Source organism: Aquabacter sediminis (genome assembly GCF_028863665.1).
In the GTDB taxonomy this organism is placed as follows: domain Bacteria; phylum Pseudomonadota; class Alphaproteobacteria; order Rhizobiales; family Xanthobacteraceae; genus L1I39.
Map to the genome: position 1 here is coordinate 178,279 of NZ_JARBFX010000005.1, position 11,659 is coordinate 189,937.

Here is an 11,659-nt window from a genome sequence, read left to right on the forward strand (position 1 = left end):
GTCAACGAGCTAAAAGGTCACGCCCGTGCATAGCTTAGAGTTGGTTGCAACAGGTCTTTCGCCAGAGGTGATGAAAACTCCAGTCGCCATGTGCCTGCTTTAGGATCGCCCGAAAGGGCGGGGCCGTCTTCGCCACGCGTCAGCGGCATCACACTTGGATGGAGAGGCGAGAGGGTGCATTTTCCCGGTCGAACGGGATGCATTTTGCGCACGATCTGTATACGCTCGCGCAGCAACTGACCGAAGACACAGCGCCATGGCCTCTTACGATATCATCATTTCCGGCGGAACCGTCGTGACGGCTTCCGATCGCACCGTCTGCGACGTGGCCATCAAGGACGGGCGCATCGTCGCCCTGGGAACCGGCCTCACCGGCGCGGACGAAGTGATCGACGCCACTGGCAAGCTTGTCCTGCCCGGCGGCGTGGATGCCCATGTGCACATCGCCCAACCCTCCGGCGAGGGCATCGTGATGGCGGATGATTTCGAGAGCGGCACACGCTCGGCAGCGCTGGGCGGCACCACAACCCTCATGCCCTTCTGCCTGCAGGAAAAGGGGCAGAGCCTGCGCAAGGCCCTGACCGACTATCACGCCAAGGCCGAGGGCATGTGCCATGTGGACGTGTCCTTCCACCTCATCATCTCCGACCCCACCGACCAGGTGCTGGGCCAGGAACTGCCGGCTCTGGTCGCGGACGGCTACACCTCCTTCAAGGTCTTCATGACCTATGAGGGTCTCGCGCTGAACGACCGCGAGATCCTGGACGTCATGTCGGTCGCCCGCGATACCGGCGCGCTCGTAATGGTGCATGCGGAGAATTACGACGCCATCCGCTATCTCACCGAAATGCTCGAAAAGCGCGGCCAGACGGCGCCCCGCTTCCATGCCACCTCGCGCCCCATCGCGGTGGAGCGGGAGGCGACACATCGCGCCATCTCGCTGGCTGAACTTGTGGATGTGCCGGTGATGATCGTCCATGTCTCGAACCGCGAGGCGATGGAACAGATCCGGTGGGCACAGCAAAAGGGCCTGAGCGTGCTGGGGGAGACCTGCACCCAGTATCTGGTCCTGACCGAGAAGGACCTGGATGGCCTCGGCATGGAGGGGGCAAAGTATGTCTGCTCCCCGCCGCCGCGCGACACGGCCAGCCAGGAGGCCTGTTGGGAGGGCCTGCGAACCGGCGTCTTCACCGTCTTCTCGTCGGACCATTGCCCCTTCCGCTATGACGACCCGGAGGGCAAGCTGACCCCCAGGGGCCGCACCTCTTTCCGCTGGGTGCCGAACGGCATTCCCGGCGTGGGCGCCCGCCTGCCGGTGCTGTTCTCCGAGGGGGTGATGAAGGGGCGCATCGCGCTCGAGCAGTTCGTGGCGGTCACCGCCACCAACCCCGCCAAGACCTATGGCCTCTACCCCCGCAAGGGCACCATCGCGGTCGGGGCCGATGCCGACATCGCCATCTGGGATCCCACGGTCAAGCAGCGCCTGACCCATGACCTCATCCAGGATGGGGCGGACTATACCCCTTACGAGGGCATCGAGATCACGGGATGGCCAGTGCACACCCTGGTGCGCGGCAAGAGCGTGGCGCGGAATGGCGAGATGGTTGGCCCCAAGGGCCTGGGTCAGCACCTGTCGCGCGCCAAGTCGCCTTATGCGGCGGCGCGTGATCCCCTGCTGCCCTGAGGTGGAGACCGGCCCAATGAGCGACATCGACGGCGAGGACGGGCCGGCCCGCGACAGCGGGCGCAGCAGCGGGATCAATCTTTCCAACCTTGCCTATAACGCGGTGTCGGAAATGATCCGCCATCGCCGCCTGCGCGGCGGTGAGATCATCGTGGAACAGCGCCTCGCCGAGACGCTGGGGATTTCCCGCACGCCGCTGCGGGAGGCTCTCCAGCGCCTGGAGGGCGAAGGGCTGGTGGTGAAGGGAACGGGGCGTTCGTTCCTGGTGCGCCATGTGGACCTGAAGGAATATCTGCAGAGCCTGCGGGTGCGGGAAATCCTGGAGCCCGAGGCGGCGGCCCTGGCCGCCGGCCGCATTCCGCCCGCCGAGATGGCGAGCGTGCGGGCCGAGATCAACGCGCTGCGCACCGCCGTGCCCTACCACACCGACGCGCACTGGCGCTCAGACGACAATCTGCACGAACTCTATGCGCGCAATTGCGGCAATCAGGTCCTGGCGGGCATGATCCGCATGCTGCGCGTCACCACGCGCCTGTTCGAGATTTCAAATCTCGCCGACCGGCTGGAGGCCGATTCGGCAGAGCACCTCCAGATCGTCGAGGCGCTCGGGCAGGAGGACTCCAAGGCGGCGCGCCGGGCGGTGACTCATCATCTGCGCAGCCTCAACAAGCACACCATCGACACCGTTAGATGATCCCGCCGGACTGCCCAAATCCGTGAGGAAAGCAAAGGACATGGGCGTTTGCGGCGGGAGCCACTTCAGCAGCCGGACCGATTAAATTTGACTTCCGCTGCCATAGCGGCCATCATGCACCCGTCGATAAACGGTCAGACGACTTGGCTTTGTGCCCGAAAAAGTGGCGCGTCGCTGACGATATCCCTCCGAAAAACATCTTTCGACGGTGCCGTCTAATCCACGGTGCGATATTCTATTTCTATCTGGAAAGGGTTTCCCATGACTACGGGAACCGTCAAGTGGTTCAACCCCGAGAAGGGTTTCGGTTTCATTGCCCCCGATGATGGCGGCGCCGATGCCTTCGTCCATGTGAGCGCGGTCGAGCGCGCCGGGCTGCCGTCCCTGCGTGAAGGTCAGAAGGTCAATTATGACCTCGTGGCCGACAAGCGCAGTGGCAAGAGCTCTGCTGCCAATCTCTCGCTCGCCGACTGAGGGGCCGTCCGGTCGGTGTGCCGACCGGACCTTGGGTTTCTGTCTTAGCCTTGGAGGCTGATCGGCCGGCCGGTTCCAAACCGCGCCAGCCTGGCCTCCAGCCGATGCCGGGCCTCACTGCCCGGCAGCTTCACAGCGCTTCTCACCGATCACGGATGTAATGACGGCGAAAATAGCGTAGTGAACCGGACAGAAAGCCCCGCTCCCTGGTGGATGCGGGGCTTTTCTTTGAAGCCGGGGGCCGATCCTGAACGGCCACACCCGAACGGCACCATGCCGGAAAGAGGTCATCTGCTTATGCAAGTTCTGGTTCGAGACAACAACATCGACCAAGCCCTGCGCGTGCTGAAGAAGAAGATGCAGCGCGAAGGCATTTTCCGTGAGATGAAGCAGCGCAAGGCTTATGAGAAGCCGTCCGAGCGCCGTGCCCGCGAGGGTGCCGAGGCTGTGCGCCGGGCCCGAAAGGCTGCCCGCAAGGCCGCCCAGCGCGAAGGTCTGCTGCCCAAGCCCCGTGCCAAGCCCCGCACCGTCGGCGGCCGTCCCGGCGCGCCGCGTCCTGCGGCTGCGGAAGGCGCTGCCAAGGTCTGATCGACCACAGGCCTGTTCAAAGGATGCGCGCGGCACCATTCGGTTGCCGCGCTTTTTTTGTTGCGCGCGATGCGGCGCTCAATGACGCAGGATCTTGGACACGAAGTCCTTGGTACGCGCTTCCGCCGGCTGGTCGAAGATCTGGGCCGGCGCGCCCGTCTCCACCACCCGTCCACCCGCCATGAACACCACGCGGGAAGCCACCTCCCGGATGAACGCCATTTCGTGCGAGACGATGAGCATGGTCATGCCCTCCTTCGCCAGCAGGCGGATGGTGTCGAGCACTTCCGATACGAGCTCGGGATCGAGGGCGGCGGTCACTTCGTCCAAGAGCAGGATTTCAGGGTGCAGCGCCAGGGCGCGCACGATGGCCACGCGCTGCTGCTGGCCTCCGGACAATTCGTCCGGGTAGCGCTTCAGCTTGTCGCCGAGCCCCACCTTGGCGAGGAGAGCGCGGGCTTCCTCCTCCACCTCCTTGCGGGGCCGCTTCTTGATCTTGACGGGCGCCACGCAGACATTTTCCAGCACGTTCATGTTCTGGAACAAATTGTACTGCTGGAACACGATGGCGATGCGGTCCCGCAGGCGGCGCACGTGAGCTGCATCCGCATAGTTCACGGGCAAGCCGTCGAGCTTCACGGTGCCGGCCACCGGCGGCAGCAGGCCCATGAGCACCCGCAGGATGGTGCTCTTGCCGGAGCCCGACGGACCGATGAGGCCGATCACGTCGCCCTTGCCGACGCTGATGTCCACGCCGGAAAGAACCGTATGTTCGCCGTAGCGGGCCTCAAGCCCGGCGATGTCGAGATGATGCAAGACGCGCCTCCAGATGCGCGCCGAGGCGCGACAGCGGGTAGGAAATGACGAAATAGACGAGAAGGATGACGCCGAAGCTCAAGGCGGCCGAGAAGCCCTTGTTGTTGAGCACCTTGCCCACATAGGTCAGCTCGATGACGCCGATCTGCGAGGCGAGCGCCGTGTCCTTGATGAACATGACGAAGAAGCCGAAGGCGGGTGGCAGCACGATGCGCCAGGCCTGCGGCAGCACCACGAGGCGAATGGTGTCGATGAGCGAGAAGTTCATCGCCGCTGCCGCCTCCCACTGGTTCACATGCACCGACTTGAAGCCGCCCCGGATGATCTCGCCGAGAAAGGCGCCTGCAATCAGCGTCACCGAGACGGCCGCGACCACGAAGAGCGGGATGTCATAGCCGGTCGACTGGAAGGCGAAGAAGCACAGCATCAGCGTGACCAGGAACGGCACGCGGCGGAATATTTCGGTGATCAGGAGCGCGACCACGCGCAGCGGCGCCAGCCAGCGGCTGGTCGTCACCCGGCAGACCGCAAGGCCAAGGCCAATGAGGCTGCCGAGCACGCAGCCCAATGCCGACAGAGCCAGCGTCGTTCCTGCCGCCTTGGCGATGAAGAGGAAATTGTAATAGGTGGCAAAGCGCGGCCACTCTTCGACGATCTGGCTCCACATCAGATCAGCTCCGTGCGGGCGCGGAAGAGGGCGCGGCCCATGAAGGCGAGCGCAAGCGAAGCGGCGAGGGTGAGCACCACATAGATGCCGGCGGTTACCGTGAAGACCTCAATGGAGCGGAAAGTCTGGGAATTGATGTTGAAGGCTTCGCCTGTCAGTTCCTCGACGCCGAAGACGGCCGCCATGGAGGTGCCGAGCGTCACGATGATGAACTGGTTGGACAAAGGCGGGAACAGCACCCGCGCCACATGGGGCAGGATCACGTAGCGGATCTGCTGAAGTCGGGTGAAGCCCATCACCTCCGCCGCCTCCATTTCGGGTGCCCTGCGGCTCTCAAATCCGGCGCGCTGAATTTCCGTGAGATAGGCACCGGCATTGAGCGTCATGCCGATGACCACGGCGGCGAAGGAGGACAGGAGGATCCCCATGTCCGGCAAAGCAAAATAAAGGAAGTAGATCTGCACCAGCTGGGGCGTGTTGGTGAAGAACACCACATAGAGGCCCACCACGCGGGAAAGCCATTTCGGGCCGAAGGACCGGATGGCCGCGCATGCGGTGCCGATCAAGAGCCCGCCGCAAAAGGCGAGCACCGCGATCTGCAGCGAGACCACGGCGCCCTCCAGGAGGCGGGGAAGGAAGGGCCAGATTTGGCCGTACTGGAGCGTGTAGGACATGGGGCCGCGTCGAAGAGGAGGGGGCCGACGCACGCGTCGGCCCGTTTAGCCGATGGCGCGATCAGATCAGAAGAAGGGCTGCGCGCCCACCGGCTTGATCATGTCCATGCCGAACCACTTCTTCCACAGTTCCGTGGTCTTGCCTTTCCGATAGAGGTCATAGACCGCGATGTTCAGCCAGTCCTTCAGGCCGGTGGAGTTCTTGGCGACGCCGAGGCTGCAATAATAGACGTCGATCGGGGTCTCGACGATCCGCCACTCCACCTTATGCTTGGACATGTGCTCGCCCATGAAGTCGATCACATCGATCATGGCGGTGCCGCGGCCCTGCGCCAAAGCGCGCACGGCGTCCGGATAGTTGTCGAGCAGCGTGACCTTCGCGTTCTTGAGGTTTTCCTCGATGAACTTGACGGGGGTCGAGCCGCGCACCTGCACGAAGGTCACCGAGGGATCGTCGAACTGCTTCCAGTCGGTGAAGGTATTGGCCTTGGTGGTGAGGACGCCCAGCACCTCGGTGTGCACGGGCACCGTGAAGTCGATGACCTTGGCGCGCTCGGTGTTGCGCGTCATGGCGCCCATCACGAAGTCGATCTTGCCGGAGGTGACGAAGGGGATGCGGTCGGGCGAGCCCACCTGCACCACTTCCAGCTTCACGCCCAGCAGCTTGGCGATCTCGCCGGCATAGTCCACGTCGAAGCCGACGATCTCGTTCTTGTCGTCGAACTTGCCGAGCGGGGGCAGCGTCGGGTTGACGCCGACGCGGATGACCCCCGACTTCATGATCTCATCCAGCGTCCGCGCCTCGACTGCCTGCGGCAGCACCGCGCCGGCGAGCGCCACCGCGAGTGTGGCGGCGGCGAGCAAAGACTTCAGCATGCGTGCTTCTCCAACCTCTGGAACCTCGGCCGGCGTCGCCTGTCTTGCGACTTCCCATTGCCAAACGGTAGACAATTTGTATACAGACTCGCTATCTGTAAAGTCAATTCGACAGGCTCCAGCGAGGTCATCGTGGACGGGACGGCCCTTTCATGAGCGCAGGCACATCCGGTGTTGGCGGCGATGCGCGCCCCCTCGTCACCATCCTGGTGGATGACGTGGCGGTGCCGGCCCGTGCGGGCGAGATGCTGACGACGGCGCTGGCGCGCAACGGGCTCTTGCGCCTGCGCCGCAGCCCCAAAGCGGGCGGACCGCGAGGCGCGTTCTGTCATATGGGCGTGTGCCAGGAATGCGCGCTGCATGTGGATGGCGTGTTGCGCCAGGCATGCCTGACGCCCGTCCGCGAGGGTCTCACCGTTGAGCGGCGAGGCGTGCTGTGAGCCACGATCTGATCGTTCTCGGCGCCGGCCCGGCCGGAGGCAATGCCGCGCTCAGCGCCGCCGAAGCGGGCCTCAAGGTGGTGCTGTTCGATCAGCAGTCGGACGCCGGCGGCCAGGTCTGGCGGGCGCCCTTGCCAGGCGTTTCCGCGCCGGCCTCGCCGGAGGCCGAAAACGGGGGTGCCTTGCGGGCGCGCCTTGCTGCCTCTGCGGTCGACTGCCGGTTCGGCCGCACGGTCTGGTCGGTTGGGGGGCGGTTCCGGGTGGATGCCGTGGGTCCGGCGGGCAACGAAACTGTGGAAGCCCCGCGCCTCATCGCGGCCACCGGGGCCCATGAACGTGTGGTGCCGTTTCCCGGCTGGACCTTGCCCGGTGTCATCGGCCTTGCCGCCGCTACTGTGCTTCTCAAATCCCATCGCGCCTTGCCCGGCCGGCGCGTGGTGGTGGCCGGCTGTGGGCCCCTTCTTGCGGTGGTGGCGGCGGGTATCCTTAAGGAAGGCGGCGAGGTTGCCGCCATTGCCGATCTGGCCGGCCCGCAGGAGTGGCTGCGGGCGCTCCCGGCCCTTGCCACGCAGCCGCGCCTTCTGGCGCGCGGGGCCGGCTGGGCCTTGAAAATCGGGAGCGCCCGGGTGCCCGTCCTGTTCCGCCATGGGGTTCGCGCGGCGGAGGGGGTTGAAGCCCTGGCCCGCGTGCGCCTCGCACCCTTGGACCATGCGGGGGCCTTCACGTCCGGGACGGAGCAGGTGCTTGATGTGGATGGCCTTTGCATCGGCCACGGGCTTGTTCCGGGCGCGGAGGTCACGCGCCTGTTCCGGGTGGAGCAGGGGTTCGACCGGCGGCGAGGTGGCTTTGTGCCCCAACTGGACGAAGACGGCCGCACGGGCCTCCACGGCCTTTATGCCTGCGGCGATGGCGCGGGTCTGCGCGGCGCCCTGGTGGCTGAGGCGGCCGGCCGCCTCGCTGGCCTTGCCGCCGCTCATGACGCGGGTGCGCTCTCGGCGTCCGCATTCGCAACCGCCGCTGCCGGCCCCCGCGTGGCCCTCGCCAAGGCCCGCGCCTTCTCGGATGCCATGGCGGACATGATGGCGCTCCGCCCCGCCCAGGTGTCCGCCATCCCTCCCGACACCGTGGTGTGCCGCTGCGAGGACGTGACGCGGGCGCAGATCGAGGCCGCCCATGCGGACGGGGCGCGCGACATGAATCAGCTCAAGCACTTCACCCGCTGCGGCATGGGGCCGTGCCAGGGCCGCTTCTGCGGCGACGTTGCCGCCGAACTCCTGGCTGCCAAGGTTGGCTCGCGCGAGGCGGTGGGCAGCTTCACCGCCCGCCCGCCCTTGCGCCCCGTGGCGCTGGCGGACCTCATGGGCGCCTTCGACTATTCCGACATCCCCATTCCCGCGCCGGCTCCCCTATGACCTACGATCTCGCAGTCCTTGGCGGCGGGGTTCATGGCTCCACCGTCGCCTTGTTCGCCGCCCGCGGCGGCATGAAGGTGGCGCTCATCGAGCGCGGCCAGCTCTGCCGAGAAGCCTCCGGCGTCAATGCCGGCACGCTCACCATGCAGATGACGCGCGTGGCGCTCATTCCCTACGCGCTGCGCGCCCACGCCATGTGGGCGAGCGCCCGCGACTGGCTGGGGCATGATGTGGGCGTGGTGGTGTGCGATGGCCTCTCCCTCGCCTTCACGCCGCAGGAAGAGGAATTGCTGACCTTCCGCGCTGGCAAGCGCCGGGAAGCGGGGGCGCCCATCGAGCTGATCTCCGGCACTCAGGCGTGCACCGTCGAGCCGGGTCTGTCGCAGGGCGTGCGCCTCGCTGGGTATTGCAAGGTCGATGGCTACGCCAATGCCTATCTCACGGGCCTTGCCTATCGCCGGGCGCTGCTGGAGGCGGGGGTGGACCTGCACGAGAACACGCCCGCCTCCGGCATTGTGCGGGAGGAGGCGGGCTTCGTGGTGGAAACCGCTCGGGGGCCGGTGCGTGCCAAGCGCATCGTGCTGGCGGGCGGGGTGTGGATCGAGCCCATGATGGCCTGGCTCGGCATCCGTCTGCCCATCAAGACGCTGGTGAACCAATTGGTGGTCACCGAGCGCGTGCGGCCGGTGATGCGCACCGTGGTGGGCATCGCCAACGGATTGCTCTCCCTGAAGCAATATCCCCACGGAACGGTGGTGATCGGCGGCGGCTGGCAGGGCGTCGGTGACCGGGAGCGGGGTGGGGTGGAGCTTCTGCCCGACCGGATCATCGGCAATGTGCGCCTCGCCTGCCACGCCATTCCCGACCTGAAGGCCGCGCGCATCGCCCGTGCCTGGGCGGGTCTTGAGGCGGAAACTGCCGATGCCTTGCCCGCCGCCGGGCCGATTCCAGGCATCCCGGACGCCTATGTCTGCGGCAGTGTCCATTCCGGCTATACCAGCGGCCCCTACATCGCCCGCCTCCTGGCGGACCGCATCCTGGGGCGCGAGCCGGACCTTCCCTTGTTTCCCATCGATCGTCTGCTTGCCCCGCGTGGCGTCTCCGAGGCCTCCCAATGACTGAAACCTTCGTCCAGCGCCTGTCTGGCATTCATGCGGCGACCGTGGTCCCGCTGCGCGCCGACTTCTCCATGGATGAGGAGGCGCTCGCCGCGCATATCGCTGGCGTCACCGCTGTCCCTGGCATTCGTGGGCTGCTGATCAACGGGCATGCGGGCGAGAACTTCGTTCTCTCGCTGGCCGAGAAGCGGCGGGTGGTGGAGATCGCGCGGGCGGTGGCGCCAAAGGAGTGCCTGCTGGTCTCCGGCGTGAACCACGAGTCCAGCCTCAAGGCGGCGCGCGAGGCGGCGGAGCTGGAGGCGGCGGGCGCCGACGGCCTTCTTGTCTTCCCGCCCAACAGCTGGGCGCTGGGCCATGCGGCGGACTGCACCTTGTTGCATCACCGGCTGATCGCGGACGCCACCAGCTTGCCGCTGATGCTGTATGGCGCGCCCGTAGGGGCGGGTGCCATGTCCTATCCGCTGGATGTGCTCTCCCGCCTCATCGAGAATCCCCGCTTCGTCGCCATCAAGGATGGCAGCTGGGAAGTGGCGGCCTATGAGGAGCATCTGCGCCTCATCCGCGCGCGGCGTCCGGACTTTGCGGTGCTGGGCTCGGGCGACGAGCATCTTTTCACCAGTTATGTGATCGGCAGCGCGGGAAGCCAGGTTTCTCTGGCCGCGGTGGTGCCGGAACTGGTGGTGGATCTGTGGAATGCCGCGGAAGCCAATGACTGGGCGGCCGCCCGCGCAGCCCATGAGCGGCTCTATCCGCTCTCGGTCGCCATCTATCGCGATGCCCCGGGTGGGCGTGCGACAGCCCGGCTGAAGACCTGCCTGAAGCTGCTCGGGCGGCTCAAGACCGATGTGATGCGTCCACCCCAGCCCGCTTGCGATTCCCGCGAAACCGCCGCTTTGTCCGCTGCCCTGAAGGGCGCGGGCGTGATGGAGTAAAGGCAAGGTGCGCGGGGGGGGGAAGACCTGGTACGGGCGACCGGACTCGAACCGGCATTCTTTGCAGAGACGGATTTTAAGTCCGTTGCGTCTACCAATTCCGCCACGCCCGCATCGGGCGGAGCTATAATCTGCCACCTGGATGCAGGCAAGCTTGGGTGCAGACAAGCTCAGGTGGTGCTTGCGCCGTCTGCGCCTTTTGCAGCCTATGCCCGCCTTTGACGTGGGATGGTGCTATCCCGTGCTGGCCGGGCCAAATGTTGCGCCATACGGTCTGACAGCACTGGGCCGCGTCCTTTAGGGGCTGCAAACAGGCTATCTCAACCTGCTTATGCCACGCTCGGCCGGTTCCCTCCTGGTCGCGCTTGAAGGTGGCAGAGGATAGCGCCGGCCATGAGGCCGCCGATAAGGCTCAGATGCTCAGCCGCTACGCGGAAATGAAGTAATCCCTCGTCGCCATCGAAGGCCCAGAAGGGATGGGCAATGGGGATGGTCAGAGCCACGAAGATGCCCAGTGCTCCAAAGCCTACCCAGGCCGCCACATTGAAGATGATCAGGACAGACGCAGCCAGGAGGGTGACTACCGCTGCCACAGCGAACGCGCTTGGCGGCATCAGTCCGTGGAGCGCCATCTCCGCGACGGTGCCCTGGAAATTCAGGAGCTTATCCAACCCCGCGCCCAGGAACATGGACACGAGCACAATGCGGCTCACAAGGAAGAAAATTCGGGATTCCAGTATCCCGGCGATAAAACTTGGAGTCATGGCGGCCCCCTCGGCGAGGGCAAATTGACCCGCCGGCCCGCCGGCGTCAATGCCGGCGAAACCCTTGCCAGTACTGGTTTCTCATTATACCGCCGGGCACACCTCAGAGGCGGTTCTCGGCTGCCTCCGGGGCCACCGGCGTGATCGCAACGGACTCCCCGCACCCGCAGGCGGAGGTCTGGTTGGGATTGTTGAAGACGAACTGGGCGGACAGCTTGTCCGTCTTGAAGTCCATCTGCGTTCCGAGAAGGAACAGCACCGCTTTGGGGTCCACGATGACCTTGACGCCCTTGTCTTCCACCACATCATCCAAGGGCGTGATCTCGCTGGCATAGTCCATGGTGTAGGACATGCCGGCGCAGCCGCCGTTCTTCACCCCGATGCGCACCGCGAGGGCCGGCGGATCGGTGCGGGACATGATCTGCCGCAGGCGGTTGGCGGCGGCATCCGTAATCTGGATCACGGGGGGACGAGGGCGAAGTCGCGACATCTGGACACTCCGAACCACGCCGGTTCAAGG

The 11,659-nt window shown here is 65.6% G+C and carries 14 protein-coding genes and 1 tRNA gene; 8 read left to right on the forward strand and 7 right to left on the reverse strand.

Annotated features, from left to right (window positions below):
- Positions 1-256 precede the first annotated feature (256 nt).
- From hydA to rpsU, 4 genes are all read left to right on the forward strand, one after another.
- A complete protein-coding gene (gene hydA, locus PV781_RS11770) occupies positions 257-1,684 on the forward strand; it encodes a dihydropyrimidinase (RefSeq protein ID WP_274775823.1) in 1,428 nt (475 codons plus the stop codon).
- A gap of 16 nt (positions 1,685-1,700) precedes the next feature.
- Entirely contained in the window at positions 1,701-2,378 is a 678-nt protein-coding gene (locus PV781_RS11775) for a GntR family transcriptional regulator (RefSeq protein ID WP_274775824.1), read from the forward strand.
- Between the two features lie 261 nt (positions 2,379-2,639).
- A complete protein-coding gene (locus tag PV781_RS11780) occupies positions 2,640-2,852 on the forward strand; it encodes a cold-shock protein (RefSeq protein ID WP_274775825.1) in 213 nt (70 codons plus the stop codon).
- Positions 2,853-3,149: 297 nt separating this feature from the next.
- Complete coding sequence (rpsU, locus tag PV781_RS11785; protein WP_274775826.1) at positions 3,150-3,440, forward strand: 30S ribosomal protein S21; 291 nt, start codon at positions 3,150-3,152, stop codon at positions 3,438-3,440.
- Between the two features lie 78 nt (positions 3,441-3,518).
- Here rpsU and PV781_RS11790 read toward each other — a convergent pair whose 3' ends face one another.
- From PV781_RS11790 to PV781_RS11805, 4 genes are all read right to left on the reverse strand, one after another.
- A complete protein-coding gene (locus PV781_RS11790; RefSeq protein WP_274775827.1) occupies positions 3,519-4,256 on the reverse strand; it encodes an amino acid ABC transporter ATP-binding protein in 738 nt (245 codons plus the stop codon).
- Positions 4,228-4,923 carry an amino acid ABC transporter permease gene (locus PV781_RS11795; protein WP_274775828.1) on the reverse strand — a complete coding sequence of 232 codons (696 nt, stop codon included), beginning with the start codon at positions 4,921-4,923 and terminating at the stop codon, positions 4,228-4,230. The genes PV781_RS11790 and PV781_RS11795 overlap by 29 nt, the downstream gene beginning before the upstream one ends.
- The gene (locus tag PV781_RS11800; RefSeq protein ID WP_274775829.1) at positions 4,923-5,597 is read right to left on the reverse strand and encodes an amino acid ABC transporter permease; all 675 of its coding nucleotides are present in this window, start codon (positions 5,595-5,597) and stop codon (positions 4,923-4,925) included. The genes PV781_RS11795 and PV781_RS11800 overlap by 1 nt, the downstream gene beginning before the upstream one ends.
- Positions 5,598-5,663: 66 nt before the next feature.
- Positions 5,664-6,473, reverse strand: a complete 810-nt coding sequence (locus PV781_RS11805) for a transporter substrate-binding domain-containing protein (RefSeq protein ID WP_274775830.1) — start codon at positions 6,471-6,473, stop codon at positions 5,664-5,666.
- Between the two features lie 152 nt (positions 6,474-6,625).
- On the opposite strand from PV781_RS11805, the gene PV781_RS11810 reads away from it, so the two are divergent.
- Genes PV781_RS11810 through PV781_RS11825 form a run of 4 tightly spaced genes read left to right on the forward strand, consistent with a single transcriptional unit; the run spans position 6,626 to position 10,375 of the window.
- Positions 6,626-6,913, forward strand: coding sequence for a (2Fe-2S)-binding protein (locus tag PV781_RS11810; RefSeq protein ID WP_274775831.1), 288 nt, complete (start codon positions 6,626-6,628; stop codon positions 6,911-6,913).
- On the forward strand, positions 6,910-8,325 hold the full coding sequence (locus PV781_RS11815) for an NAD(P)/FAD-dependent oxidoreductase (RefSeq protein ID WP_274775832.1): 1,416 nt from the start codon (positions 6,910-6,912) through the stop codon (positions 8,323-8,325). Before PV781_RS11810 ends, PV781_RS11815 begins: the two co-directional genes overlap by 4 nt.
- Positions 8,322-9,443 (forward strand): NAD(P)/FAD-dependent oxidoreductase, encoded by a 1,122-nt coding sequence (locus PV781_RS11820; RefSeq protein WP_274775833.1) that lies wholly within the window; start codon positions 8,322-8,324, stop codon positions 9,441-9,443. The genes PV781_RS11815 and PV781_RS11820 overlap by 4 nt, the downstream gene beginning before the upstream one ends.
- Positions 9,440-10,375, forward strand: coding sequence for a dihydrodipicolinate synthase family protein (locus PV781_RS11825; protein WP_274775834.1), 936 nt, complete (start codon positions 9,440-9,442; stop codon positions 10,373-10,375). Before PV781_RS11820 ends, PV781_RS11825 begins: the two co-directional genes overlap by 4 nt.
- A 28-nt stretch (positions 10,376-10,403) precedes the next feature.
- Here the strand turns inward: PV781_RS11825 and PV781_RS11830 are convergent.
- The 3 genes from PV781_RS11830 to PV781_RS11840 all read right to left on the reverse strand — a co-directional run bounded on the left by PV781_RS11830 (position 10,404) and on the right by PV781_RS11840 (position 11,629).
- Positions 10,404-10,488: transfer RNA gene (locus PV781_RS11830), tRNA-Leu, on the reverse strand.
- A 216-nt stretch (positions 10,489-10,704) separates the two neighbouring features.
- Complete coding sequence (locus PV781_RS11835; protein ID WP_274775835.1) at positions 10,705-11,139, reverse strand: DoxX family protein; 435 nt, start codon at positions 11,137-11,139, stop codon at positions 10,705-10,707.
- A gap of 103 nt (positions 11,140-11,242) precedes the next feature.
- A complete protein-coding gene (locus tag PV781_RS11840) occupies positions 11,243-11,629 on the reverse strand; it encodes a HesB/IscA family protein (RefSeq protein WP_274775836.1) in 387 nt (128 codons plus the stop codon).
- Between the last annotated feature and the right edge of the window lie 30 nt (positions 11,630-11,659).

Bases quoted from the DNA above. Each gene is read 5' to 3' on its own strand.
- hydA (WP_274775823.1), top strand. From the start codon at position 257: ATGGCCTCTTACGATATCATCATTTCCGGCGGAACCGTCGTGACGGCT.
- PV781_RS11775 (WP_274775824.1), top strand. From the start codon at position 1,701: ATGAGCGACATCGACGGCGAGGACGGGCCGGCCCGCGACAGCGGGCGC.
- PV781_RS11780 (WP_274775825.1), top strand. From the start codon at position 2,640: ATGACTACGGGAACCGTCAAGTGGTTCAACCCCGAGAAGGGTTTCGGT.
- rpsU (WP_274775826.1), top strand. From the start codon at position 3,150: ATGCAAGTTCTGGTTCGAGACAACAACATCGACCAAGCCCTGCGCGTG.
- PV781_RS11795 (WP_274775828.1), bottom strand. From the start codon at position 4,923: ATGTGGAGCCAGATCGTCGAAGAGTGGCCGCGCTTTGCCACCTATTAC.
- PV781_RS11800 (WP_274775829.1), bottom strand. From the start codon at position 5,597: ATGTCCTACACGCTCCAGTACGGCCAAATCTGGCCCTTCCTTCCCCGC.
- PV781_RS11805 (WP_274775830.1), bottom strand. From the start codon at position 6,473: ATGCTGAAGTCTTTGCTCGCCGCCGCCACACTCGCGGTGGCGCTCGCC.
- PV781_RS11810 (WP_274775831.1), top strand. From the start codon at position 6,626: ATGAGCGCAGGCACATCCGGTGTTGGCGGCGATGCGCGCCCCCTCGTC.
- PV781_RS11820 (WP_274775833.1), top strand. From the start codon at position 8,322: ATGACCTACGATCTCGCAGTCCTTGGCGGCGGGGTTCATGGCTCCACC.
- PV781_RS11825 (WP_274775834.1), top strand. From the start codon at position 9,440: ATGACTGAAACCTTCGTCCAGCGCCTGTCTGGCATTCATGCGGCGACC.
- PV781_RS11835 (WP_274775835.1), bottom strand. From the start codon at position 11,139: ATGACTCCAAGTTTTATCGCCGGGATACTGGAATCCCGAATTTTCTTC.
- PV781_RS11840 (WP_274775836.1), bottom strand. From the start codon at position 11,629: ATGTCGCGACTTCGCCCTCGTCCCCCCGTGATCCAGATTACGGATGCC.